Here is a 25,342-nt window from a genome sequence, read left to right as displayed (position 1 = left end):
CAGCACAGCCCCGTAGGACGGATAAGGCGTTCTCGCCGCATCCGGCAACCTATGCCTGATGCGACGCTGAAGCGTCTTATCATGCCTACGCACAGCGCAGCCCCATAGGCCGGATAAGGTGTTTACACCGCATCCGGCATAACTGATTTTCCCTAATTCAAGAGAGAATAATTTGATTAACGCAATAACGGACAATCCGGTGGTAATCGACAACGCAGCGCCGCCGGAAGTATTTCAATATGAAAGTTTTGTCCACTCAACGGTTCGCCATCAAGATTAAACGTAATTTCGTGTGGTGCTTGTATATCGAACCACGCCGAAGCGGCTTCGATAATATTCGGGTTATCTTCGTCAGATTTTAATGTGGATACGAGGGCCGGAAGAATTTCATCTCCGGTGAAAATACGCAACTGCAACAAGCCATCATTAATCAGCGCATTTGGGCACAACTGCTGTCCGCCACCGGCCTGACGCCCGTTGCCAATGCCAATAACCAGGGCATCTCCTTGCCAGTGAAAATTTTCACCACGGATCTCACAACGATCTGGTTGTAACGTGTCCATGCGCATTAAGCCGTGAATGATGTAAGAGGCGCCCCCTAGTGCGGATTTTAATTTTTCCGGTGTTTCGGTGGTGATGCGCGTACCAAACCCGCCCGTTGCCATATTGATAAAACAGGTGTGCCTGTTAACCTGCGCCATATCAATTGCAATAGCGTTACCGGCAATCGCAAGTTTCAACGCCTTATCCAGCGCCTCAGGGATCCCCACGCTGGTGGCGAAATCATTCGCTGTACCTAGCGGCAAAATCCCCAAAGCAGGAATGTCATCGCCTTCACACTGAATCAACGCCGTGGAGACTTCATTAATGGTGCCATCACCACCGCCTGCTATCACTGTCGCGACGCCGAGTTGGCGCGCTTCAGTCACAAAACGCGCGGCATCACCTTTCTCCCAGGTGACCCGTACATAGATCGTTATTCCCTCCTCACGCAACAGCATAATCGCCTCGCGCAATGTTTCATTGTCAGCACTTTTGCCGTTAAGAATCAGCAAACTGGCGGGAAAATCGGCCATCGTCGTATGCCTTTATTATTGATCTTTAGAAAGTGTAGAGCAGAAAAGAGAAGGTGGAGTCAGAACAGGATGAAAGTCGTGGTGCAAAAAAATAAGCCTGCGTAAGGGAGATTACACAGGCTAAGGAGGTGGTTCCTGGTACAGCTAGCATTTTATGGGTTATGTTTTTCAGCGAAACGGATGATAACCTTAATAAATGCAGCTGTATGTGATCGGTTTCTAAGAATTTTCTATCTGGGAAAAATACTTGAAATTAATCACTTGCCGTGCGGGTTACGCGTGGTTTCCCCAGAGAAATTACGCATCAGCAGCGCGTAGTTCAGTTCGAGATCCTGCGGGACTGGGATCCACACAGTATAACCATCGCCCGGCGCAACCGGCATCGCTTCGCCTTTGGCGTTTTCCATATGCTCAAGGGTAAAGTTGATATTGCCCTGTGGAGTCATCAGCTCAAGGCTGTCGCCAACGGAGAATTTGTTTTTAACCGCTACCGCCGCGAGGTCGCCTTTACGCTCACCGGTAAACTCACCAACAAACTTCTGGCGGTCAGAAACGGAATAACCGTATTCGTAGTTCTGATAATCATCATGCGTATGGCGACGCAGGAAACCTTCGGTATAGCCGCGATGCGCCAGACCTTCCAGCGTCTCCAGCAGGCTGGTGTCGAACGGTTTGCCCGCAGCGGCATCATCGATAGCTTTACGATAAACCTGCGCGGTGCGTGCACAATAGTAGAAAGATTTGGTGCGGCCTTCGATTTTCAGCGAATGCACGCCCATTTTGGTCAGGCGTTCAACGTGTGCGATAGCGCGCAGATCTTTCGAGTTCATGATGTAAGTGCCGTGTTCGTCTTCAAACGCGGTCATATACTCGCCCGGACGCTGGGCCTCTTCGATCATAAACACTTTGTCGGTTGGCGCGCCGATACCCAGCGTCGGTTCAACGTTTTGCACCGGAATCGGCTCGTATTTGTGTACGATGTTGCCGACGTCATCTTCTTTACCTTCCTGGACGTTGTACTCCCAGCGGCAGGCGTTGGTGCAGGTGCCCTGGTTCGGGTCGCGTTTGTTGATATAGCCAGAGAGCAGGCAGCGACCGGAGTAGGCCATGCACAGTGCGCCGTGAACGAAGATTTCGAGCTCCATATTCGGCACCTGATTGCGGATCTCTTCAATCTCTTCCAGTGATAGTTCACGGGAGAGGATCACGCGGGTCAGGCCCATTTGCTGCCAGAATTTTACCGTCGCCCAGTTTACGGCGTTAGCCTGCACGGAAAGGTGGATCGGCATTTCAGGGAAGTGCTCACGCACCAGCATAATCAGCCCAGGATCGGACATAATCAGCGCATCCGGCCCCATTTCCACTACCGGTTTCAGGTCACGGATAAAGGTTTTCAGCTTAGCGTTGTGCGGCGCAATGTTGACCACGACATAAAACTTTTTCCCCAGCGCATGGGCTTCATTGATGCCGAGCTGAAGATTTTCGTGGTTGAATTCGTTGTTGCGCACACGCAGGGAGTAACGCGGCTGGCCCGCATAAACAGCATCTGCGCCATAAGCGAAAGCGTAACGCATATTTTTCAGCGTTCCCGCCGGGGAAAGGAGTTCCGGTTTAAACATAATTCTCTCGTTCTGATGACAGGTCAGATCCGCTTCACCTGATGAAGCGGTTAGGGGAGTGTCCCCACTTTAAGGGCGGGCATTGTAGCGCAATCGGTGGGGTTGGCTCCAGTGTAAATGTCTGGTCGTCTCCTGGTTTTGGTAAGGATGCGAATAACGATAATTTCTTCGGCACTTGCAGGAAATAAATAACGTGGTGTTCAAAAAGAAGAACAAAAATTCTTTCACCGAATATGAAACTTATCCTCTCATTATTTTAATGGCGCGGATTGATCCTTAGCATCAATAAGCCAGTGTTTATTAGAAATAAAGCCGGGCGCGTCATCCGCGCCCGGCACAATGATTAAGTCTTATCTTTCACCGTCTGGCTTACGCCATTGGTTTTTACAGAGGCAATTCCGACTTCGCGTGATTGAGCGGTAGCATACATCTGGCTGGAGCCAATTATCTGATGATTGGCCGCTTTCAGATTGAAATAAAACTTGCCGTTGCTCGCCGTCTTTTTCTCATAGCGTTCATCCTGCGGACTGTTGCTTTGTACCGAGGCGATGCCCTTTTCCGCAGAGGCTTTTGAGGCATACAATTCGCTTGTGAGAATGATTTCTCCGTTTCCCGCTTTTAACACAAAACGGAACTGATTATCACTGCTCTTATTAAGTTCAAACCAACCAGCCATATTGACTCCTTGCTTGAAATTGCGTATCGAAAACAGTATGTAACGATTTAAGTATGGGTGATATTCAGGTGGTTGCCAATCAGGGGAATACCCTCTAATGCATGGGGGAGATTACTGATAAATATGCTGAAATCTGAATACGAGCACGGCTTTATCCCTCTCTTTTTCAGAGAGGGTAATAATACTTAGTGGGCGACGGAACGGTACGCGTTGTAGTTTGAGACTGCCATTAAAAGGAACAGGCTAAACAATACGGCAGGCGTCAGCTTCCCAACGGTAACCGACGCCGTAAACGGCGCGGATAAATGACTGTTCGGCGTCGAGAGATTCCAGTTTGCGGCGCAGGTTTTTAATGTGGCTGTCGATAGTTCGGTCGGTTACCACGCGGTAGTCGTCGTAAAGATGATTGAGCAATTGCTCGCGGGAGAATACTTTACCCGGTTCATGGGAGAGCGTTTTCAGCAGACGAAATTCCGCAGGCGTCAGGTCAAGCATTTTGCCACGCCATGAAGCCTGAAAACGACCTTCGTCGATAATCAACGGATTTTCGGCATCCTGTTGCTGCAACTCGCGCTGCGGTTTGCAGCGGCGCAAAATGGTTTTGACGCGCGCCACTACTTCACGCGGGCTGTACGGCTTGCAAATATAGTCATCAGCACCAATTTCCAGCCCCAGCAGGCGATCGATCTCTTCGATTTTCGCCGTCACCATCACAATTGGGACATCGGAAAAACGACGAATTTCCCGGCACAGCGTCAGACCATCGGTGCCTGGGAGCATCAGATCCAACAGGATCAGATCCGGCGGCGTCTGGCGCACGTACGGCAGTACCTGATCGCCGTGGCTGATAAGTATTGGCGCGTAGCTCGCGGCACGCAGATAATCAATGAGCAACTGCCCCAGCTTGGGTTCATCTTCCACGATCAAAATACGCGGCGTGTTTTCGTCGATAGGTAACTCGGTCATACTTCTCTCTGTAAATCCCGTTCCAGCGGTAACTCTACTGTAATGCTTACCCCGCCAAAAGGCGAATGGGCGGCAACAATGCGACCATTATGCGCTTCAACAATGTTCAGGCAAATCGCCAGCCCCAGCCCGGAACCGCCGCTGGCACGGTTGCGGGAACCTTCGGTGCGATAAAAACGCTCAAACAGTTTTTGCAGCTGATCATCACTGACGCCCGGCGCGCTGTCGGCAAAGGTCAGGCACACCGTTTTATCGTGCTGTTCTGCGGAGATTTGCAGGCTGCCGCCGCTGTCGGTGTAGCGCAGGCTGTTTTCCAGTAAATTATTGAACAACTGCATTAAACGGTCGCGATCGCCAAATACGGTAATGCTGTCTGGCAGGGAAAATTGCAGTTTCAGGCCACGGCTGGCGAATCGTTCGCGAAATGCGCCGCCCGCCACTTCCAGCAGTGGGATCAAATCTACCGGTGCTTTTTGGTAGGCGAGAGCGCCCTCATCAGACATCGACAACTGATGGAGATCGTCAACCAGTTTGGTCAGTGTGCCGACCTCCGCCTGTAAAGACGCCACCGTCTCCGGCGTGAATTTACGCACGCCATCCTGAATGGCTTCCAGTTCACCGCGCAGCACCGCTAATGGCGTACGCAGTTCGTGAGAAATATCGGCCATAAAATCGCGGCGCATTTGCTGGTTTTTCTCCAGCGTGCTGGCAAGCTGGTTGAAGTCTTGTGCCAGTTTCCCCAGTTCATCTTCGCTGGTGGGCGTCACGCGAGTGGTGAAATCGCCCGCCGCCAGTTTGTGCGTGCCGTCAACTAACCGTTTTACCGGTGCCAGCAAACCGCGTGCCAGTGGAAATGTCGCCAGCGCCGCCAATAAAGTAGATAAAGCCACAATCAGCCAGCTGGTTTGCCGCTGTTGCTTATCAAAATTGATATCGGTATTGCGCGTCAGGCGTTCAACGGGGGAAGCGATCACCGCGCCGACTTCCACACCATTGACCAGAATGGGCCGCCGTGGACCGTCCGGTGGAATGGGTGCGCGTGGGCCAACCAGCACTTTGTTATTTTGATCGACCACCCAGAACTGGGTACGCCAGCCGTGTGGTGGCATACCGGGGCCGGGCTTATCGTCGTTGCTATCGTGTTCAAGCGAACGCAGGATCTGAAATACGAAGCGATCGTTATTACGCAGAAAACGCCAGTTACCGTGCTGGGCGTATTGCTCGCCAAGCGCGTCGCCAAGCATTTGCAGCCGTTGCTCATTGCCATGCTTGATGTAATCAATAAAACCACGCTCAAAACTAATACGTACCGCCCAGTGCATCGTGATCAGCAAGACGATGCAGGTGGCGAAGATCGCCAGAAACAGTTTGCCGGTAATGCCGGGCCGCCAGAACTTCATTCAGTGCTCCTTTTGCGCCGCGAAATAGCTACATTTTGATGCGTATCGTTCGGCACTCTGGCAAAGATGAACGCCGGAAGGGCGATAAGAAACGCCATACTAAGCCAGGTGTACATAAAGACAGTTTGTGTGGTGCCGCTGTCGACGCTGACATGCTGCGAACCAAAAAGTCCCAGCAACAGCCCGGCGATGGTGACGCCGATACTCATCGACAATTGCATAATCATCGACAGCAGACTGTTGCCGCTGCTCGCCAGATTGTCCGGGAGATCTTTCAGCGTCAGGGTGTTCATGGAGGAGAAACGGGTCGAGTTGACCATCCCTTGTAAAAACAGGACGAACGGCAAAACGTGGTACCAGCCCAACAGAGCGGTAGTCATAAACAACAGGGTGACCAGCGACAGACCCAGCGTGGTCGCTACCAGTACCCGACGATAACCAAAGCGATTCACCACCTGCACCACAATTCGCTTCATCCCCATGCTGCCGAGTACCATCGGGATCATCATCAATCCGGCATGAAACGGTGAGAAACCAAGGCCAATTTGCAGGAAAACCGGCGTCATAAAGGGCAACATGCCGCTACCGATACGTCCGGCAAAGCTCCCCGCCAGGCCCAGCGAAAAGGTACGAGTGCGGAACAGTTTCAGACTGAAAAGAGCGCGGTGGTTATTTCTGGCGTGTAGTAGATAAAGCACCAGTGCCACCACGCCAACCGCCACCAGTCCGGCGATGGTTAGCGGCGACAGTCCTGTACCTTTACTGCCGTCCAGCGCCAGCGTTAATACCGCCATGCCAACCGCCAGCAACAGAAAGCCGGAGAGATCGAAGCGCCGCGTCTGCATGGTGTAGTTCGGCATTAACATCAATGTGGCGATCGCACCGATAATTCCTACTGGAATGTTGATCAAAAAGATCCAGTGCCAGGAGGCGTACTCCACCAGCAGACCACCGAGCGCCGGGCCAAGCAGCGGGCCGACCTGACCGGGCAGCGTGACAAAGGTCATCGCCGCCATATATTGCTCGCGCGGTACGATTTTCATCACCGTCAACCTGCCGACCGGCACCATCATCGCACCGCCAACGCCCTGTAACGCGCGTGCCAGCAACAGTTCGTTCAGCGTGCCGGAAAGCGCGCAAAACAGTGAACCGAGGGTAAACAACACGATGGCGGTAAAGAAAATATTGCGCACGCCGATTTTATCCGCCAGCCAGCCGCTGGCGGGTAGCATCACCGCCACGGTCAGCACATAAGAGACAATGACCATGTGCATATGCAGCGGGCTTTCCCCGAGGCTTTGCGCCATTGAGGGAAGGGCGGTGTTAACGATGGTGGTGTCCAGCGACTGCATAAAGAAGCCGAAAGCCACAATCCACAATTGCCAGCGGGTGCTGTCGGGAAGATCTGTCATTTACTCGGTTACCGTTTGTTTAGGTTTACGCGAAAAACGCAGCCGCAGACGGTCGAAAAAGAGATATACCACCGGCGTGGTATACAGCGTCAGGAGCTGACTCATTACCAGACCGCCGACAATGGTGATCCCCAGGGGTTGCCGTAGCTCCGAGCCGTCACCGCCCGACAATACCAGCGGCAGCGCGCCAAACAGTGCTGCCAGGGTGGTCATCATAATCGGGCGAAAACGCAGCAGACAGGCCTGGAAAATAGCTTCCTGCGGCGTCAGGTTACCGTGGCGTTGGGCTTCAAGCGCAAAATCGACCATCATAATGGCGTTTTTCTTCACGATGCCGATTAATAGCATGATCCCTATCAGGGCGATTAGGCTGAACGGGGCATTGAACAGCTCCAGCGCCAGCAGCGCCCCGACGCCCGCCGAAGGCAATGTGGAGAGAATCGTCAGAGGATGTACGTAACTCTCATACAGCATCCCCAGTACGATATACACCGTGGCGATCGCTGCGATAATCAGGATCACTTGCGAGTTCATCGTCTCCTGGAACACCTGCGCTGTTCCGGCAAAACTGCCGCGCACCGTCGAAGGCACACCAAGCTGGGTCATTGCTCGGTCGATCGCCGCACTGGCGTCCGAGAGCGATTTCCCGGTCGGCAGGTTGAACGAGATGGTCGAGGCTGCCGATAATCCCTGATGATTCACCGACAATGGCGCGTTCGCCGGTTGCCATTTAGCGAAATACGACAGCGGGATCGCTTTGCCTTCGTTATTGATAACGAACATTTTTTCCAGCGCACTGATGTCCTGGGTATAGCGCGGATCCACCTCCATCACTACTTTATACTGGTTCATCGGCTGGTAAATGGTCGAGATTTGTCGCTGACCGAAGGCGTTATTTAACAGGCTGTTGGCGGCCTGCACGTCGATTCCCAGCCGTGCCATGGTGTCGCGATCGTAAACCAGATTCATCTCCGCGCCGTTGTCCTGCTGGTCGGAGTTCACGTCCGCCAGTTCCGGCAACGTTGCCAGTTTTTTGCGAATTTTCGGCTCCCATTCGCGCAGTGCCGCCAGGTCGTCGGACAGCAACGTGTACTGGTAACTGGCGTTCGACTGACGTCCGCCAACGCGAATATCCTGTACCGCCATCAGGAACAGATTCGCTCCTGGCTCTTTTGCCAGCTTCACGCGCAGACGGTCGATAATTTGCTGCGCCGTTTCGCTGCGTTCGTCGCGTGGCTTGAGAGTGATAAACATCATCCCGCTGTTCACTCGCGAACCGCCGGTAAAGCCAGTGACATTATCCACTGCCGGATCGTCACGAATAATTTTCATGAAGTCCTGCAATTTGCCGCGCATCGCCTGAAACGAAATACTTTGGTCAGCCTGAATCCCGCCCATCAGTACGCCGGTGTCCTGCTCAGGGAAGAAGGTTTTCGGAATCGAGATATATAGCCAGATATTCAGCGCAATGGTGCCAAGCAGCACCACGCCCACCAGACGGGTATGATTGAGCACCCATTTCAGCGACTTGCCGTAGCCTTGTTGCAGGGCTACCAACATGCGACCAAAACCGCGCAGTCGCTTTTGCTCACGCGGCTTGCTCGCTTTCAGCATCCAGCCGCACATCATCGGCGTTAGCGTCAGGGAAACCAGCAACGAAATACCAATGGCGACAGAAAGTGTAACGGCAAACTCGCGTAACAGGCGGCCCGGCAATCCGCCCATCAACAGCAGCGGCAGGAACACCGCCACCAGTGACAGACTCATCGACAGCACCGTAAAACCGACTTCGCGAGTACCTTGTAGCGCGGCCTGTAGCGGTTTCATCCCCGCTTCCAGATGACGGGCAATGTTTTCCAGCACCACGATGGCGTCATCCACCACGAAACCAGTAGCAATGGTGAGCGCCATTAACGAAAGGTTATTGAGGCTGAATCCGCACAGGTACATCGCCGCAAACGTACCAATCAGCGAAACCGGCACCGCAACGGCGGGAATAATAGTGGCGCGACCCGAGCGCAGGAATAAAAACACCACCAGAATCACCAGCGCCACCGAGATAATCAGCGTTTGCTCGACTTCTTCCAGCGAGGCGCGAATGGTGGGGGAGCGATCCTGGGCAATTTGCAGATCAATTGCCGCCGGAATGGTTTCCTGCAACTCCGGTAATTTCGCCCGGATGCTGTCTACCGTCTGGATAATATTGGCTTCTGGCAGTTTGCGGATCATCAGCAAAATAGCCGGTTTGGCGTTGGTCATCCCGGCGTTGCGCACATCCTGCACTGAATCCGTCACCGTCGCCACATCGCCCAGACGAACCGCGCCGCCGTTGTTGTAATGAATAATCAACGGCTGATATTCGGCGGCGGTTTTCAGTTCATCGTTGGTCTGGATCTGCCAGCGATGAGTATCATCTTCCAGCGCCCCCTGCGGTTTACGCACGTTGGCATTGCTGATGGCGGAGCGTACATCGTCCAGCGAAACGCCCTGATTAAACAGCGCCTGCGGGTTCAGCCCGACGCGTACCGCAGGCAGCGAGCTGCCACCGACATCGACATCACCGACACCGTCGATTTGCGAGATTGTCGGAGCCAGCTGCGTCGAGGCGAAATCGTACAGTTCACCCTGCGAATAAGTATCGGACGTCAGCGTCAGGATCATAATTGGCGCATCCGACGGGTTCGCTTTGCGATAGGTCGGACGGCTTGGCATCCCGCTGGGTAGCAGACTTTGCGCGGCGTTAATCGCCGCCTGCACATCGCGCGCTGCGCCGTTGATATCCCGGTCAAAATCAAACTGCAAAATAATGCGCGTGCTGCCGAGCGAACTACTGGAGGTCATTTCACTGACTCCGGCAATGCGCCCAAGTGAGCGCTCCAGCGGCGTGGCAACGGAAGACGCCATTGTTTCTGGTGATGCACCGGGCAGCGAGGCGCTGACCATAATCACCGGAAAATCAACCTGCGGCAGCGGGGCGACCGGCAGCATACGGAAGCCCAGAATGCCGCACAGGGTAATGGCAACCGACAGTAAAATCGTCGCCACTGGGCGGTAAATGAAGAGGGCAAAAAACTTCACTTACGCCTCCTCTTCATGATGGGCAAAGCGGCTTTTGGTCCACAATGCCAGGCGGTCGAACAGCAGATAAATCACCGGCGTGGTAAACAGCGTCAGCACCTGGCTGACAACCAGACCGCCGACCATACCGATGCCTAACGGACGACGTAGTTCCGCACCGACCCCGGTACTCAACATCAGCGGCAGCGCGCCAAGCAGAGCCGCCAGGGTGGTCATCAGGATCGGACGAAAACGCAACAGACAAGCCTGGTAAATAGCATCGCGCGGCGACATGCCTTGCTCGCGCTCGGCAGCCAGCGCGAAGTCGATCATCATGATGGCGTTCTTCTTCACGATACCGATCAGCAAAATAATGCCGATAATCGCAATCACATCCAGTTCGCTACCGGCAATCATTAACGCCAGCAGTGCGCCGACCCCTGCGGTGGGTAGCGTCGAGAGAATAGTGATGGGGTGAATAAAGCTCTCGTACAGAATGCCGAGCACGATATACATCGCCACCACCGCTGCGACAATCAGCCAGACAGTGCTGCCCAGCGCCGACTGGAAGGCGAGGGTGCTGCCCTGGAACTGCGTGGTGATATCCACTGGCAGATTCAGCGTCTTTTCGGTGTCCATAATCGTCTGCACCGCATCGCCCAACGAATAGTTATCCGGCACGTTAAAGGAGATGGTCGTTACCGGGAACTGATCCAGATGGTTGATGGAGAGCGGGGCAAAACGCTGCTCAATTTTGGCAATTGAGCTTAGCGGCACTACGCCACCGTCGCTGCTGGTCAGGCGAATAGTATCCAGCGCCGCAAGCCCAGGAGTATTTTCGGTGTTGTGCTCCAGCACCACGCGATACTGGTTAGCCTGAGTATAAATAGTGGAAATCAGTCGCTGACCAAACGCGTTATACAAGGCGTTATCGACGTCCGCCATGCTGATCCCCAGACGGCTGGCGCTGTCGCGATCAACATTGACATACGCCACCAGCCCTTTGTCCTGCCAGTCGCTGGAGACATCAGAAAGCTGTGGCAGCTGCTGGAGTTTTTCCATGAGCTGCGGCACCCAGGTACTGAGCGCATCCAGTGACGTGGCCTGCAAGGTAAACTGGTACTGGGTGCGGCTGACCTGTGTATCGATGGTCAGGTCCTGCGTTGGTTGCAGGAAGAGATCGACGCCCGGCACTTTATCTACCGCCGTTTGCAGACGGGCGATGACTTTTTGCACCCGATCATCACGTTCATCCAACGGTTTGAGGTTGATCTGTAAACGCGCACTGTTCAGCGACGGGTTAGTGCCATCAACACCAACAAATGAGGTCAGGCTTTGCACTGCCGGGTCCTGCAAAATCACGTCCGCGACCTGGCGTTGCCGCTGGGCCATATTGGCAAAGGAGCTGGATTGTGGCGCCTGCAAAGTGCCCTGAATAATGCCGTTGTCCTGTACCGGGAAGAAGCCTTTCGGAATGAACACCCACAATAGAACGCTAAGCAGCAGCGTGCTGAGCGCCACGCTTAAGGTCAGCCATGGATGATTCAGCACTTTCGCCAGTCCACGTCCATAGGCGGCGATTATCCTGTCGAACATTTTTTCCGAGGCACGGGAGAAGCGGTTCTGTTTACGCAGCGACTCCTGGCTGAGCATCCGCGCGCACATCATCGGTGTCAGGGTCAGCGACACCACGGCTGAGATCAAAATCGCGACTGCCAGAGTAATGGCAAATTCGCGGAACAGTCGCCCGACGATATCGCCCATAAACAGCAGTGGGATCAACACCGCAATCAGTGAGAAGGTCAGCGAGATAATGGTAAAGCCGATTTCACCCGCGCCCTTGAGCGCCGCCGCCAACGGTTTTTCACCTTTTTCGATATAGCGGGAAATGTTTTCGATCACCACGATGGCGTCATCGACAACGAATCCGGTGGCGATAGTTAACGCCATCAACGTCAGGTTATTGATTGAAAAATCGAGAAACACCATGACCGCGAAGGTGCCGATTAACGACAGCGGCACTGCGACGCCTGGAATGATGGTCGCCGGAATATTGCGCAAAAACAGGTAGATAATCATTACTACCAGCGCGATAGCCATCATCAGCTCAAACTGGGTATCGTCGACCGATGCGCGGATATTGGTGGTACGGTCAGAAAGTACCGTCACCTTCACCGATTTCGGCAAACTCTCGGTGAGCTGTGGCAGCATCTGCCGGATGCTGTCGGCGGTGGAGATAATGTTAGCACCGGGCTGGCGCTGAACATTCATCACGATGGCCTGTTCTTTGTTCGCCCACGCGCCGAGCCAGCTGTTTTCTGCACCTTGCTCTACAGTTGCGACATCGCCCAGACGAATCGGCGCGCCGTTCTGGTAGGCGATGATTAGCTGGCGATACTCTTCGGCGGATTGCATCTGGTCGTTCGCTGACAGCGTGACCGCACGGGAAGGGCCATCAAGGCTACCTTTAGCTGAGTTAACGTTAGCGCCGGTAATGGCGGTGCGCACGGTTTCGCTGGTCAGACCGAGTGCGGCAATCGCCTGGGCGTTAAGTTTGACGCGAACGGCCGGACGCTGACCGCCGGAAAGCGTCACCAGTCCGACGCCGGAAATCTGTGAGATTTTCTGCGCGACGCGGGTTTCCACCATATCTTCCACTTGCGTCATCGGCATGGCGGTTGAGGTGACGGCAAGCGTCATGATCGGCGGATCTGCCGGATTCACTTTGCTGTAAACCGGCGGGTTAGGCAGATCGCTCGGCAACAGGTTGGTCGCAGCGTTAATCGCGGCCTGCACTTCCTGCTCGGCGACATCCAGCGGTAATGTTAGCTGGAACTGCAAAGTGATAACTGACGCACCGCCGGAACTTTGCGACGACATCTGTTTCAGGCCGGACATCTGCCCAAACTGGCGTTCGAGCGGCGCGGTAACGGCGGAGGTCATGACATCCGGGCTGGCGCCAGGGTAGAGGGTGACCACCTGAATAGTCGGATAATCCACTTCCGGCAGTGCCGAAACGGGCAGGGCGCGATAACCGATAATCCCGGCGAGTAAGATCGCCACCATCAGCAGCGTGGTGGCGACAGGACGCATAATAAACAGGCGCGACGGGCCGCCTGTGCTGCTCGGGGGTAACACCTGCATCAGGAGCGTGCTCCTTTTTTCGCGTATTCGCGGCTGGTGGCTTTCTCTTCCGGTGCGGTGGCGCTCTGGGCTTCCACCACTTCCACTTTCGCTCCTTCGGTCAGGCGATCAATGCCGTCCGTCACTACGCGATCGCCTGCAGAAATACCTGCGCGGATCACCACTTTCTGACTGTCCTGAATGCCCGGTGTCACCAGATGTTTGCTGACTTTATTTTCGCTATTCAGTACCCAGACAAAATGGCCTTCGTTGCCCATTTGCAGGGCGGCGGTGGGGATCACCACGGCGTTTTGTTCGGTGTCGACTAACATGCGCGCGTTAACAAACTGATTGGGAAACAGCGCATCATCCTGATTATTAAAGCGTGCTTTCACTTTAATCGTACCGGTAGTGGCATCGATTTGGTTATCGAGACTTAACAGCGTGCCTTCACTTAATTTCTTCGAGTTAGTGCGATCCCAGGCTTCAACCACCAGTGGTTTTCCGGCTTTTTGTGCCTGCACAACGGTAGCGATATCGCTTTCCGGCAGGGTAAAGACTAAATCGATAGGATGCGTCTGGGTGATCACCACAATCCCGGTGGTGTCGCCACTGGAGATTTGGTTACCAACATCAACCTGCTTCAGGCCAACGCGACCATCGACTGGCGCGGTGATGCGGCTCCAGTCGAGTTGGAGTTGTGCGCTGGCGACGCTCGCTTCATCAGCCTTAATGGTGCCTTCGGTTTCACTGACCAGCGCCTGTTGAGCATCCAGCTCCTGGCGGGAGACGAGATTAGTTTTTGCCAGTTGTTGATAACGTGCCAGGTCACGGCGGGCGTTGGCAAGCGTGGCTTTATCTTTTGCCAGTTGGCCCTGGGCTTGTGCTAATGCAACTTTGAACTGGCTGGGGTCAATTTCTGCCAGCAAATCGCCTGCTTTGACCTGCTGGCCTTCCTGGAAATGTAACGCCATCAGTTGACCATCTACGCGACTGCGCACCGTAACGGTGTTAGCAGCGGTAATAGTGCCAAGCCCGGTAAGGTAACGCGGAACTGCCTGTTCTACGGCGGTCGCCGCCTGAACCGGGGCTAATGGGCCGGAACGCATACCACGGCGACCACTCGCAGGTGGATGTTGCGCTTGTTTCGTCGCACCTGGTGCTGCGCTCTGGGATTCATTGCGGCCTTGCCAGAACCAGAATGCGGCGATGGCGGCGATAACCACCACGATTACGATTACCCAACGGGATTTATAACTGCCTTTCATCGTTAAGAGTTTCTCTTCCTGAAACGTTTCGCGGAATGATACTAGTGTAGCCAGCCAATAAGGGAGAAAAATGGAGGAATTATGAAACAGTTTCGGGAATCGTCTGAATGACGGTGCGCTTTGCGAGCATGCATCCAGTAATGACACAGGAAACTATTTTATACGCAGGTTAGCGATAGACTGCGTACATGGCAATAAGGAGGTAACCCGAAGATTTCAGCGGGATGCTGAAACGGGAAAGCCCCTCCCGAGGAAGGGGCCTTAAATAAGGAAAGGGTCATGATGAAGATACTCATCATCGTGGTGCTCTTAGTCGTTAGCTACCCAGCTTACTAAGACTACCAGGGCGGGGGAAACCCCGCTCTACCCTCACTCCTGAAAGTATGCCCTCACGGTCAGATTGTCAATCCACAGACTTTGCAGTCTGCGATCCTGCCTGCAAATATTCTTTGCGAGACGTTACGCAATAATCACATGGGAAACTATTTTATCCGTAAGTCATCGATAGACTGGGTACAGGGCGAAAGGAGGTAAGCCGACGATTTCAGCGGGACGCTGAAACGGGAAAGCCCCTCCCGAGGAAGGGGCCCTAAATAAGGAAAGGGTCATGATGAAGTGGATCATCATCGTGGTGCTCTTAGTGATTAGCTTACCGGCTTACTAAGTCATCAAAGCGGGGGAAACCCCGCTTACCCTCACTCCTGAAAATATGTCACTCCGCCCTTAGTGTCAATCGACGGCTCTCCGTTCTTGCGAGGCGAATAGCAAAATTATCTGCGCCACCGGGCCTAATTCTGAAAATGTCTTCGTTTGCTCTTATTTCATTATTGCAGTCGATATGATACTGGACCTCAATAATTCTCTAAGAAAGGATTTCTTATGAGCGAACAAATCACGTTTGCCACCAGCGATTGTGCCAGTAACCCGGAACCACGTTGCCCCTGCATTTTGCTGCTGGATGTTTCTGGCTCAATGAGCGGCAGACCCATTAATGAACTTAACGCCGGATTGGTTACCTTTCGTGATGAACTGCTTGCTGATCCGCTGGCTTTAAAAAGAGTGGAACTCGGCATTGTGACGTTCGGCCCGGTGCATGTGGAACAACCCTTTACCAGCGCCGCTAATTTTTTCCCACCTATCCTGTTTGCTCAGGGCGATACGCCAATGGGCGCCGCCATTACCAAAGCCCTGGATATGGTTGAAGAGCGGAAACGTGAGTACCGCGCAAATGGCATTTCGTATTATCGTCCGTGGATTTTCCTGATCACCGATGGCGCACCAACCGATGAGTGGCAGGCTGCCGCCAACAAAGTGTTTCAGGGGGAAGAAGATAAAAAGTTTGCCTTCTTTACCATCGGTGTTCAGGGGGCGGATATGAAGACCCTGGCACAAATCAGCGTCCGTCAGCCTTTGCCATTGCAGGGATTACAATTCCGTGAACTGTTTAGCTGGTTATCCAGTTCGTTACGTTCGGTTTCCCGCTCCACGCCGGGAACGGAAGTTGTACTGGAAGCACCAAAAGGCTGGACGTCAGTGTGAGTTGGCGTCTGGTCTATGCATCAGCCGTCGGAACGTCGCACATCAGCGCTGATTTGCCTTGTCAGGATGCCTGCCAGATGCAGGCTGCCTGGTTAAACGACCAGCAACCATTACTGGTGATGTTTCTTGCTGATGGTGCAGGCAGCGTCTCGCAGGGGGGCGAAGGCGCGATGCTCGCCGTCAATGAAGCGATGGCTTATATGTCGCAAAAAGTGCAGGGCGGGGAATTGGGGCTTAATGATGTCCTCGCAACGGATATTGTGCTGACCATTCGTCAGCGACTTTTTGCCGAGGCGGAAGCCAAAGAATTAGCGGTTCGCGATTTTGCCTGCACGTTTTTGGGATTGATTTCATCGGCTAATGGCACCTTGATTATGCAGATTGGCGATGGCGGCGTGGTGGTAGATTTTGGGCATGGTCTGCAACTGCCTCTCACGCCGATGGTAGGTGAATATGCCAATATGACGCACTTCATTACCGATGAAGATGCCGTTTCCAGACTGGAAACTTTCACCAGCACTGAGCATGCGCATAAAGTTGCAGCATTTACGGATGGTATCCAGCGACTGGCGTTAAATATGCTGGATAATTCTCCCCATGTGCCTTTCTTTACCCCGTTTTTCAATGGACTGGCGTCAGCAACGCAGGAACAACTCAATTTATTACCTGAGTTGTTAAAGCAGTTTTTGTCCAGCCCGGCGGTAAACGAACGTACCGATGATGATAAAACGTTGGCACTGGCGCTGTGGACAGAATGAACATCGCATGGCGGTTGAAGTCAACAGATCAACCGCCAGTTTAAGCAATCAATATAACGGCTGATTAGCGAACTAATTTTGCTCTTAGCTCGTCGGCTTCTTCTTTTGGATAGGTGACCAATAAAGGATCAATGGTATAACCACCGTAAATTTTATCCCCACGGGTATACATCCAGTCTGAAATATCTTCTTTCTTTATTTTCCACTCCTGGCCATATTCTACGTTTGTAACAATACCGGGGTCATTGTTTATTATTCCAGTAAACATACCGTCAGCATAAGAGATCTCTGTTAGCCAGAAATGCTCGGTTCTTCCGTGATCGGTTATCGGTGCTTTAACCGCGTAAGAATCTGCATCTTTTTTATTCATAACCTCGATGAATTGATCGGTTTCTTTCCGCGCATGTTTAATCGCGTCAGACATCGCTTGTTTATCATAACCTCCCGTCACTAACGTATCCGAAACTTCACAATAGCCTGCGGTAGTAAAAAATAGCAGGCTCAACATAAGTAATATCTTTTTCATTTTTTTCTCCAGAATCTCTGTGTAGTAAAAGTTAGCAAAAACCTATGGGACTTAATCATTATCAGGTTGGAATTGAATTGTATCCTGATAAAAGTGCATTATCCTTTTTATTCTTGAACCGAACTCACTTACATAGAAATATCTTTAATGGTTAGTTATCGTTAATCATTAAAATATAATATAGCTACCTGCGAAATATTATGAAGACAAATATAAAAGTATTTACATCGACAGGTGAATTGACCACTCTTGGCCGTGAACTGGGCAAAGGTGGTGAAGGCGCGGTTTATGATATCGAGGAGTTTGTCGATAGCGTCGCCAAGATTTATCACACACCGCCACCCGCCTTAAAACAGGACAAACTTGCCTTTATGGCTGCGACAGCTGACGCACAGTTGCTGAATTATGTCGCCTGGCCGCAGGCAACGCTTCATGGTGGACGAGGCGGAAAAGTTATCGGTTTTATGATGCCAAAAGTTTCTGGTAAAGAACCGATTCATATGATCTATAGCCCGGCACATCGCCGCCAGAGTTACCCTCATTGTGCGTGGGATTTTCTACTCTATGTTGCCCGCAATATTGCTTCATCTTTTGCTACGGTTCACGAGCACGGGCACGTCGTGGGTGACGTAAACCAGAACAGCTTTATGGTAGGCCGTGACAGCAAAGTGGTGTTGATCGATAGCGACTCCTTTCAGATTAACGCCAATGGCACACTGCATTTATGCGAAGTCGGCGTGTCGCATTTTACGCCGCCAGAGCTACAAACCTTGCCATCATTTGTCGGCTTTGAACGCACCGCGAATCACGATAATTTTGGCCTTGCGTTGCTGATTTTTCACGTCTTGTTTGGTGGGCGGCATCCTTATTCTGGTGTACCGCTTATCTCTGAAGCGGGTAATGTGCTGGAGACGGATATTGCCCATTTCCGTTATGCCTACGCGTCAGATAATCAGCGACGTGGTTTAAAACCGCCGCCACGATCTATTCCGCTATCGATGTTACCGGGTGATGTTGAAGCCATGTTTCAGCAGGCATTCACGGAAAGTGGCGTAGCAACCGGGCGTCCGACGGCTAAAGCGTGGGTAGCGGCACTTGATTCCCTACGCCAACAGTTAAAGAAATGTCCCGTTTCGGCAATGCATGTTTACCCCGCTCATTTGACCGACTGCCCGTGGTGTACGCTGGATAATCAAGGCGTTATCTATTTTATTGATCTCGGCAAAGAGGTCATTACCACCGGCGGTGATTTTGTGCTGGCGAAAGTCTGGGCGATGGTAACGTCGTCAGTAGCACCGCCACCGCTAAAGTTACCATTACCCGCTCATTTCCAACCTGGGGGCAGGCCGCTTCCTTTAGGCCTGTTACGGCGCGAATACATCATTCTGATTGAGATCGCACTGTCAGCGTTATCTCTACTGCTTTGCGGCCTTCAGGCAGAACCGCGTTATATTATTTTGGTTCCGGTGCTGGCGGCTATCTGGATTATTGGCAGTCTGACAAGCAAAGCGTACAAAGCAGAAATCCAGCAACGCCGTGAGGCTTTTAATCGTGCGAAAATGGATTATGACCATTTAGTCAGCCAGATCCAACAGTTGGGCGGACTGGAAGGTTTTATCGCCAAACGGACGATGCTCGAAAAAATGAAGGACGAAATTCTGGGGTTACCGGAAGAAGAAAAGTGCGATCTGGCAGCACTTCAGGACACCGCAAGGGAACGGCAGAAGCAGAAGTTTCTGGAGGGATTTTTTATTGATGTTGCCTCTATTCCCGGCGTTGGCCCTGCGCGTAAAGCGGCGTTACGGTCCTTTGGTATTGAAACAGCGGCAGATGTTACCCGGCGCGGCGTTAAGCAAGTGAAAGGATTTGGCGACCATCTGACCCAGGCAGTTATCGACTGGAAAGCGAGTTGCGAACGCCGTTTTGTGTTCAGGCCGAATGAAGCGGTAATGCCAGCAGACAGACAAGCGGTAATGGCAAAAATGGCCGCCAAACGACATCGGCTGGAAGCCGCATTGACAGAGGGCGCGGTAGAGTTGCAGCGATTCCATCTCCATGCCTCTGCACGGACCATGCCGTTGATGGAACCGTTACGTCAGGCGGCAGAAAAACTGGCTCAGGCGCAGGCTGATTTAAGCCGTTGCTGAGCCATTTTTCAATTAACGAAACACCACTTCCGCCCAGCGTGCCAGCCCGGCGGTGACGGAGCCAAAGTCATCGCCGCCGGCAATTGGAATGCCCGGCAACTGTTCTGCCAGCGCTTTTTTAATCAGCGGGGAACGGGCGCTACCGCCGGTCAGATAGATGACATCCGGTTTTTCCTGGGCGTTATCCAGCGCCAGTTGCACCTGTTCCAGAATCCGCGCCAGTGGTTGGCTGAGGGCGCTTTCCAGACCCTGCTGGCTAATCAGCGTAGCCAGTTCGTCGCTGATAAACGGCAGCGATGCGAGGGTTTCCGCTGCGCTGGAAAGCGCAATTTTGCTCTCTTCCGCGCTGCGCACCAGGCGATAGCTTAAACGCTGACGCCAGACTTTCTGTAACAGGGCCACTTTTTCCGGTTCGCGGGCATCGCGTACCAGATCGTTAAGCAGGCGACCGTTGGCACTACTGTAGAAATCACTTTGCGCAGGTACGTCGTTGATGGCAACCGCATTCCACCACGGCAGAATCGGCAGGGCGATGCCTTTTTCGGTTTCGCCACCCATGCCCAGTAACGGCATCAGGTTTTTAAACGCCAGTGCGATATCCAGATCGTTACCGCCAATACGACAACCACTGTGACCCAGCAGGCTGGCTTCACGATCGAGACGTGAACGCCACTGCGGCCCCATCAGCAGCAATGAACAGTCAGTCGTACCTCCGCCGATATCCACCACCAGCACCCGTTTTTCTTCCTGTAAGGTGGCTTCGTAATCCAGCCCAGCCGCGACCGGCTCGTACTGGAATACCACATCCTTAAACCCGGCACGCTTCGCTGCGCGTTCCAGAATCCCTTGCGCCTGGGTGTTTGCTTCATCGCCGCCCAGACCCTGGAAGTTGATCGGGCGACCAATCACCGCCTGAGTAATCGCTTCTGGCAGCTGCGCCTGCGCCTGCTGGCGAATGTGCAACATCATTGCGCAGACCAGATCCTCAAACAGCGCTACCTGCTGCGGTTTTAAGCCGCTGGCACCGAGGAACGATTTTGGTGATTTTACAAACCACACTTCTTCCGGATCATCAATGTACTGTGCCAGAGAGGAAAGACCGAACTGCACGCTTTTCGCCGTAACATCGATATCTTCTTCGCGGTTATAACGAATCGCCCGACGTAACAGCGCCTGCGTTTCATCGTCGTCTGCCGGAACATCATGATGGCGGTACAGCCATTCGCTTACCGCTTCACGCGTTGGCGCGCAAAGCATTGAAGGCAGCAACGTGCTGTCGTTTTCCATTTTCAGTAATTGCGGTTTACCGTCGCGCATGACCGCCACTGAACAGTTTGCTGTACCGTAATCAAAACCAATAAACACGAAATAATCCCCATGCCGGTGAAGAAGGGGCGTGACTTTAGCGAAATGTTGCCGTCGCGACAACCGGAATATGAAAGCAAAGCGCAGCGTCTGAATAACGTTTATGCTGAAAGCGGATGAATAAGGAGATGCGATGTATACCCTGAACTGGCAGCCGCCGTATGACTGGTCGTGGATGTTGGGATTTCTCGCCGCCCGTGCGGTGAGCGGTGTGGAAACGATCGCTGACGATTATTATGCCCGTAGTCTGGCGGTGGGCGAATATCGCGGCGTGGTGACTGCTATTCCGGATATAGCCCGCCATACTCTGCACATAAATTTAAGTGCAGGTTTAGAACCCGTTGCCGCTGAGTGCCTGGCGAAAATGAGCCGCCTGTTTGATCTGCAATGTAACCCGCAGATTGTGAACGAGGCGTTGGGCGAGTTAGGCGCGGCCCGGCCCGGATTGCGTTTACCCGGCTGTGTTGATGCTTTTGAGCAGGGCGTGCGGGCGATTTTAGGCCAACTGGTGAGCGTGGCGATGGCGGCAAAATTGACCGCCAAAGTGGCACAGCTTTATGGCGAACGGCTGGATGATTTTCCGGATTATGTCTGCTTCCCCACGCCTCAGCGGCTGGCAGCCGCCGACCCGCAGGCATTAAAAGCGTTGGGTATGCCGTTGAAACGGGCAGAGGCACTGATTCATTTAGCCAATGCAGCACTGGATGGCACCTTACCGATGACAATTCCGGACGACGTAGAACAAGCGATGAAAACGCTGCAAACATATCCTGGCGTTGGGCGATGGACGGCGAATTATTTCGCATTGCGTGGCTGGCAAGCGAAAGATGTTTTTCTGCCGGATGATTATTTGATTAAACAGCGATTTCCAGGAATGACACCGGCACAAATCCGCCGTTATGCCGAACGCTGGAAGCCCTGGCGTTCTTATGCGCTGTTGCATATCTGGTATACGGAAGGCTGGCAACCAGAAGAAGTATGACGCTGGTCGCCGGATGCGGCGCGGCCTACGGAACGGACGAATTGTAGGCCTGATAAAACGCGTTAGCGTTGCATCAGGCGATGGGGAAACGCTCCCTCAATTAATCGCGAAATAACTGCTATTAACCAGCAAATCCAGAGGCTGGCTCTCGGCAATGACATCGCCATAAATCAGATCAACACCAATGTCAGAAAGCGTATCCAATACCAATGGCAACGCTACTGGCCCAGCGATGGTTTTCACACCCAACCGCTGGGCATGCCCCTGAATAATCGAAATCAGCATCTCATCCATTAAATTGCCCTGTACGCTGGCGCATAACTCGGCGTCAAGCAGTAGATAATCCGTCATATTTGCTTTGAGCATATTGAATATTTGTAGGTCGCGCCCTACCTGGCTGAGTACGATCCGGCAGCCGGCCAGCCGCAGTTTTTGCACAGCCAGTCCGTGGTCGAAAATTGCTTCTGCCGGAATTACCAAATGGAACAACCGTGGTGGTAATGAACTTTGTTCCAGTTGCTCAAGCAATTCGTCTACCAGAGTGACGCTGCCTAGCCCCGCAACGGAAAGGGGGAGGGCGATGCTTAAACCTTTATTGGCAACCGCTTTTGCTGTTTGTTGGAAAAATTCACGTAATACCCGGCGGTCAAGCGCGTGGCTGAGTGCCGGATCGCTGAAGCTACGGCGGAATGCCTGTTCATCAATCAACTCGCCTTTGCTGCTCCAGAGCTTAAGCGAAATCAACCACAAATTCCGCGTTTCCGTGATTCGTGGTGAAGCGATGCCGTGGGCAATCATCATAAGCGGATTCTCTTTAGTCATCCGCCACTGTTCATCGAGCGACATCACTGTCCGTTCATTATGTGCAGTTGCCTGCTGTGGTTCATAAACTGTGACCTGACCACGACCACCATTTTTCGAAGCATAACAGGCGATATCGGCCTGGGACATAACTTCTGCTGCCTGGTGATTACTGTCGTTTATTAACGTCATCCCGGCGCTTGCTCCTACCCGATGTAACCGACCTTCCCACATAAAGTGATAATCATTAATCGCATTGATAATGCGCGTCGCGATAAAACGAGCACTTTCGACATTACAGTCTGGCAGTAACAGACCAAATTCATCACCACCGAGTCGTGCCAGTAGATCGCTGGAGCGCAGCATACTCAGCATCAACGAAGACAGTTCGCGCAGCAAAGCATCGCCGGCCGCATGCCCGGCGCTGTCATTTACTGCTTTAAAGCGATCAAGATCGATAAATACCAGTGCATGTTGCTGATGCGTACTGTGAACGGTTTGCAGCAGTATTCGCAGTTGTTTCTCAAAACTTGCACGGTTCGCCAGATGCGTCAGGGCATCGTGAGAGGCGCTATAGCTAAGCTGACGTAGCATTTTGCGTGCTTCGGTGACGTCCTGAATCACCAGCACCGAACCAATGCTACTACCATCCAGGGTGCTTAACGGCGTAATACTGTAATGAACGTCATAGCTGCCACCGCTACGGCAGTGGAGAACCACGTCCTGTTCAATAGCAGAACGTGAGGTGTCGGCACTGTAAATGTTCTCAATTAACGGCCCGGTGTCACCAGTTGTAAGATGCAATACCGTCAGCAGCGGAACGCCCAACGCCTCTTCTTGCTTCCAGCCGCTCATTTTCTCCGCGACTGGATTCATAAAGGTGATTTTCATCGCCATATCAATACAGACCACAGCTTCACCGATAGAGTCCAGGGTGATATGCAGACGTTCTTTTTCCTGGAACAGCGCCTCGTTGAGTTGTTTTACTTCAGTCATATCCATATTGATGCCAAGCAGGCGTTCGACTTCACCTTCCTTATTCAGAACCCGATTGGCGAGTGCGCGGATATGACGAATACCGTCTTTTACCGTAATGCGAAATTCCAGTTTAAAAGGCAAACGAGCCTGCAGCGAATCGCGGATGACTTTCTCGGTGTGTTCTCGATCTTCCGGCAGCACGCAGTCATACCAAACCTGCCAGTTTGGTTTGATATGCGGGGAAATTTCGTAAAGTTCAAACATCCGCTTATCCCAACTGAAAATATCCGGCTTCAACTCCCATTCCCAGATACCAATCCCGCCCGCTTCGTTAGCCAGCGTGATGCGTTCCATCAGTTGCTTATTCACCTGCTCGGTGCGTTTTAGCTCGTTAATGTCTTCTATCTGCGCAATGAAGTAGAGTGGCGTGCCATCGGTGTGGCGTACCAGTGAGACGGCAAGCAGCGCCCAAACTACGTCGCCGTGGCGGTTGTAGTAGCGTTTCTCCATCGAGTAGGTATTGATTTCACCGCTAATCAACTTCTCAACGTGTTGCAGATCTTTATTGAGGTCTTCCGGCCAGGTCAGCTGCTGAAAGCTGAGAGCACGCAGTTCTTCCTGGCTGTAGCCGAGAAACTGGCACAGGGCTTTGTTGCTTTGCAGCCATTGTCCCTCAGTACCCACTAACGCCATGCCGATAGCAGAATATTCCATGGCGTTCCGAAAGCGTGTTTCGCTTTCGGAAATATGCTTACGTTCCGCGCGGAAGGCGTACATCACCATTGTCATGATGTTGGCGGGTAGCAGGATCAGCAAAAATGGCAGCCACGGCATATGGCTCATCAGGTACGCTCGCGGCGTGGCAAGCAGGGTGGGATCGGCAGCCATCATTAACGACACCATCATCACTGTCGTGAGGAAGATCAAAAAGGCTTCCATTCGTGGCAGGCGCACGGCGCTCCACATCAGCAGCACAATAATGAAAGTAAAAGGCCACGGCAGGTACAGCATCGAAAGCCAGCTTAATGTCAATGTGATCGCTAACGTCAGCAGCGTTTCAAACAACAGTCGTGGGTTACGATGGCGTAATAGATAATGCGGTTTAAACAACAGGCCCAGCGGTACCAGCGCCAGGGCGCCGATGGATTCTGAAAGTACCCATATCAAAAATGCCCTGAGAGGATCGTCTCCGGGCGTCAGCAGGACAACCAGAACGCCCCCCAACAGAGGTGGAACGATGGCGCTGCCAAATGCAAGACGAAGCCAGTCAGCCAGATTTTGTAGCGGGTTATACCACGGTAATAATTTTCGCAGCAGCATTGCGCCCACGACGGCTTCAATAATGTTGATAGCCGTCCAGGTCATATTGAGCGAACTGGTGGAAAAGAGCAGCACGGATGCGGCTATGTTGCCCAGTGAGCAGGCTAACGCGATACCAGGCCACATGCGTCCGGCATGGCGGTAAAACGCCACCATCATAATGGAAGTAGGGAACCATAGCGGCGCAAGCTGAGTGCCAAATTGCGAAAGCTCAAGCGAGAAAAGGGTAAAGATAAACGAGACTAAACCTAAACTGACGAGGTGAAGCAGAGGATGAGGCAAGGTAATTAAAACACGCTGTGATGGTTTACTCATTACCGCTCTATCCG

At 52.8% G+C, this 25,342-nt stretch carries 18 protein-coding genes; 6 read left to right on the top strand and 12 right to left on the bottom strand.

What is annotated here, in order from left to right; translation table 11 throughout:
• Window positions 1-176: 176 nt before the first annotated feature.
• From yegS to mdtA, 9 genes are all read right to left on the bottom strand, one after another.
• Window positions 177-1,076, bottom strand: a complete 900-nt coding sequence (gene yegS / locus FEK46_RS09990; protein ID WP_130260027.1) for a lipid kinase YegS — start codon at window positions 1,074-1,076, stop codon at window positions 177-179.
• Between the two features lie 257 nt (window positions 1,077-1,333).
• The gene (gene yegQ, locus FEK46_RS09985) at window positions 1,334-2,695 is read right to left on the bottom strand and encodes a tRNA 5-hydroxyuridine modification protein YegQ (protein ID WP_135559406.1); all 1,362 of its coding nucleotides are present in this window, start codon (window positions 2,693-2,695) and stop codon (window positions 1,334-1,336) included.
• A gap of 343 nt (window positions 2,696-3,038) precedes the next feature.
• The gene (locus tag FEK46_RS09980; protein WP_130206970.1) at window positions 3,039-3,371 is read right to left on the bottom strand and encodes a YegP family protein; all 333 of its coding nucleotides are present in this window, start codon (window positions 3,369-3,371) and stop codon (window positions 3,039-3,041) included.
• A gap of 243 nt (window positions 3,372-3,614) precedes the next feature.
• Entirely contained in the window at window positions 3,615-4,337 is a 723-nt protein-coding gene (baeR, locus tag FEK46_RS09975) for a two-component system response regulator BaeR (RefSeq protein WP_130206968.1), read from the bottom strand.
• Window positions 4,334-5,737: a two-component system sensor histidine kinase BaeS gene (baeS, locus tag FEK46_RS09970; protein ID WP_135559407.1), complete on the bottom strand. Its 1,404-nt coding sequence runs from the start codon at window positions 5,735-5,737 to the stop codon at window positions 4,334-4,336. Before baeS ends, baeR begins: the two co-directional genes overlap by 4 nt.
• Entirely contained in the window at window positions 5,734-7,149 is a 1,416-nt protein-coding gene (locus FEK46_RS09965; protein ID WP_135559408.1) for an MFS transporter, read from the bottom strand. Before FEK46_RS09965 ends, baeS begins: the two co-directional genes overlap by 4 nt.
• Window positions 7,150-10,227, bottom strand: coding sequence for a multidrug efflux RND transporter permease subunit MdtC (gene mdtC, locus FEK46_RS09960; protein WP_135559409.1), 3,078 nt, complete (start codon window positions 10,225-10,227; stop codon window positions 7,150-7,152).
• On the bottom strand, window positions 10,228-13,350 hold the full coding sequence (mdtB, locus tag FEK46_RS09955) for a multidrug efflux RND transporter permease subunit MdtB (RefSeq protein ID WP_135559410.1): 3,123 nt from the start codon (window positions 13,348-13,350) through the stop codon (window positions 10,228-10,230).
• The gene (gene mdtA, locus FEK46_RS09950; RefSeq protein WP_130206958.1) at window positions 13,350-14,597 is read right to left on the bottom strand and encodes a multidrug efflux RND transporter subunit MdtA; all 1,248 of its coding nucleotides are present in this window, start codon (window positions 14,595-14,597) and stop codon (window positions 13,350-13,352) included. Before mdtA ends, mdtB begins: the two co-directional genes overlap by 1 nt.
• A gap of 279 nt (window positions 14,598-14,876) precedes the next feature.
• Here mdtA and FEK46_RS09945 point away from each other — a divergent pair, with 279 nt between their 5' ends.
• The 4 genes from FEK46_RS09945 (at window position 14,877) to FEK46_RS09930 (ending at window position 16,894) form a co-directional block, all read left to right on the top strand.
• Window positions 14,877-14,933, top strand: coding sequence for a type I toxin-antitoxin system Ibs family toxin (locus FEK46_RS09945; protein ID WP_100249771.1), 57 nt, complete (start codon window positions 14,877-14,879; stop codon window positions 14,931-14,933).
• A gap of 271 nt (window positions 14,934-15,204) precedes the next feature.
• Window positions 15,205-15,261 carry a type I toxin-antitoxin system Ibs family toxin gene (locus tag FEK46_RS09940; protein WP_106907789.1) on the top strand — a complete coding sequence of 19 codons (57 nt, stop codon included), beginning with the start codon at window positions 15,205-15,207 and terminating at the stop codon, window positions 15,259-15,261.
• Window positions 15,262-15,476: 215 nt separating this feature from the next.
• Window positions 15,477-16,136: a VWA domain-containing protein gene (locus FEK46_RS09935; protein ID WP_135559411.1), complete on the top strand. Its 660-nt coding sequence runs from the start codon at window positions 15,477-15,479 to the stop codon at window positions 16,134-16,136.
• Window positions 16,133-16,894 (top strand): PP2C family serine/threonine-protein phosphatase, encoded by a 762-nt coding sequence (locus FEK46_RS09930; RefSeq protein ID WP_135559412.1) that lies wholly within the window; start codon window positions 16,133-16,135, stop codon window positions 16,892-16,894. The genes FEK46_RS09935 and FEK46_RS09930 overlap by 4 nt, the downstream gene beginning before the upstream one ends.
• Window positions 16,895-16,958: 64 nt before the next feature.
• On the opposite strand, the gene FEK46_RS09925 is transcribed toward FEK46_RS09930, so the two are convergent.
• A complete protein-coding gene (locus tag FEK46_RS09925) occupies window positions 16,959-17,420 on the bottom strand; it encodes a DUF2314 domain-containing protein (protein WP_130260020.1) in 462 nt (153 codons plus the stop codon).
• Window positions 17,421-17,620: 200 nt separating this feature from the next.
• Here FEK46_RS09925 and yegI point away from each other — a divergent pair, with 200 nt between their 5' ends.
• On the top strand, window positions 17,621-19,567 hold the full coding sequence (yegI, locus tag FEK46_RS09920; RefSeq protein WP_135559413.1) for a protein kinase YegI: 1,947 nt from the start codon (window positions 17,621-17,623) through the stop codon (window positions 19,565-19,567).
• Between the two features lie 12 nt (window positions 19,568-19,579).
• On the opposite strand, the gene yegD is transcribed toward yegI, so the two are convergent.
• On the bottom strand, window positions 19,580-20,932 hold the full coding sequence (gene yegD / locus FEK46_RS09915; protein ID WP_130221833.1) for a molecular chaperone: 1,353 nt from the start codon (window positions 20,930-20,932) through the stop codon (window positions 19,580-19,582).
• Window positions 20,933-21,065: 133 nt separating this feature from the next.
• On the opposite strand from yegD, the gene alkA reads away from it, so the two are divergent.
• Window positions 21,066-21,914 carry a DNA-3-methyladenine glycosylase 2 gene (gene alkA, locus FEK46_RS09910; protein ID WP_135407207.1) on the top strand — a complete coding sequence of 283 codons (849 nt, stop codon included), beginning with the start codon at window positions 21,066-21,068 and terminating at the stop codon, window positions 21,912-21,914.
• A 96-nt stretch (window positions 21,915-22,010) separates the two neighbouring features.
• On the opposite strand, the gene FEK46_RS09905 is transcribed toward alkA, so the two are convergent.
• Window positions 22,011-25,328 (bottom strand): diguanylate cyclase, encoded by a 3,318-nt coding sequence (locus tag FEK46_RS09905; protein WP_135559414.1) that lies wholly within the window; start codon window positions 25,326-25,328, stop codon window positions 22,011-22,013.
• Window positions 25,329-25,342: the final 14 nt, after the last annotated feature.

Source organism: Escherichia sp. E4736 (assembly GCF_005781225.1).
GTDB lineage: Bacteria > Pseudomonadota > Gammaproteobacteria > Enterobacterales > Enterobacteriaceae > Escherichia.
This window is presented reverse-complemented; position numbering and strand designations above follow the sequence as displayed.

What these genes read in the sequence shown, in the direction of transcription:
- FEK46_RS09980 (WP_130206970.1), bottom strand. Translation starts at nt 3,371, where the DNA reads ATGGCTGGTTGGTTTGAACTTAATAAGAGCAGTGATAATCAGTTCCGT.
- alkA (WP_135407207.1), top strand. Translation starts at nt 21,066, where the DNA reads ATGTATACCCTGAACTGGCAGCCGCCGTATGACTGGTCGTGGATGTTG.
- FEK46_RS09965 (WP_135559408.1), bottom strand. Translation starts at nt 7,149, where the DNA reads ATGACAGATCTTCCCGACAGCACCCGCTGGCAATTGTGGATTGTGGCT.
- FEK46_RS09905 (WP_135559414.1), bottom strand. Translation starts at nt 25,328, where the DNA reads ATGAGTAAACCATCACAGCGTGTTTTAATTACCTTGCCTCATCCTCTG.
- mdtA (WP_130206958.1), bottom strand. Translation starts at nt 14,597, where the DNA reads ATGAAAGGCAGTTATAAATCCCGTTGGGTAATCGTAATCGTGGTGGTT.
- yegS (WP_130260027.1), bottom strand. Translation starts at nt 1,076, where the DNA reads ATGGCCGATTTTCCCGCCAGTTTGCTGATTCTTAACGGCAAAAGTGCT.
- FEK46_RS09925 (WP_130260020.1), bottom strand. Translation starts at nt 17,420, where the DNA reads ATGAAAAAGATATTACTTATGTTGAGCCTGCTATTTTTTACTACCGCA.
- baeR (WP_130206968.1), bottom strand. Translation starts at nt 4,337, where the DNA reads ATGACCGAGTTACCTATCGACGAAAACACGCCGCGTATTTTGATCGTG.
- baeS (WP_135559407.1), bottom strand. Translation starts at nt 5,737, where the DNA reads ATGAAGTTCTGGCGGCCCGGCATTACCGGCAAACTGTTTCTGGCGATC.
- mdtB (WP_135559410.1), bottom strand. Translation starts at nt 13,350, where the DNA reads ATGCAGGTGTTACCCCCGAGCAGCACAGGCGGCCCGTCGCGCCTGTTT.
- FEK46_RS09935 (WP_135559411.1), top strand. Translation starts at nt 15,477, where the DNA reads ATGAGCGAACAAATCACGTTTGCCACCAGCGATTGTGCCAGTAACCCG.
- yegI (WP_135559413.1), top strand. Translation starts at nt 17,621, where the DNA reads ATGAAGACAAATATAAAAGTATTTACATCGACAGGTGAATTGACCACT.
- yegQ (WP_135559406.1), bottom strand. Translation starts at nt 2,695, where the DNA reads ATGTTTAAACCGGAACTCCTTTCCCCGGCGGGAACGCTGAAAAATATG.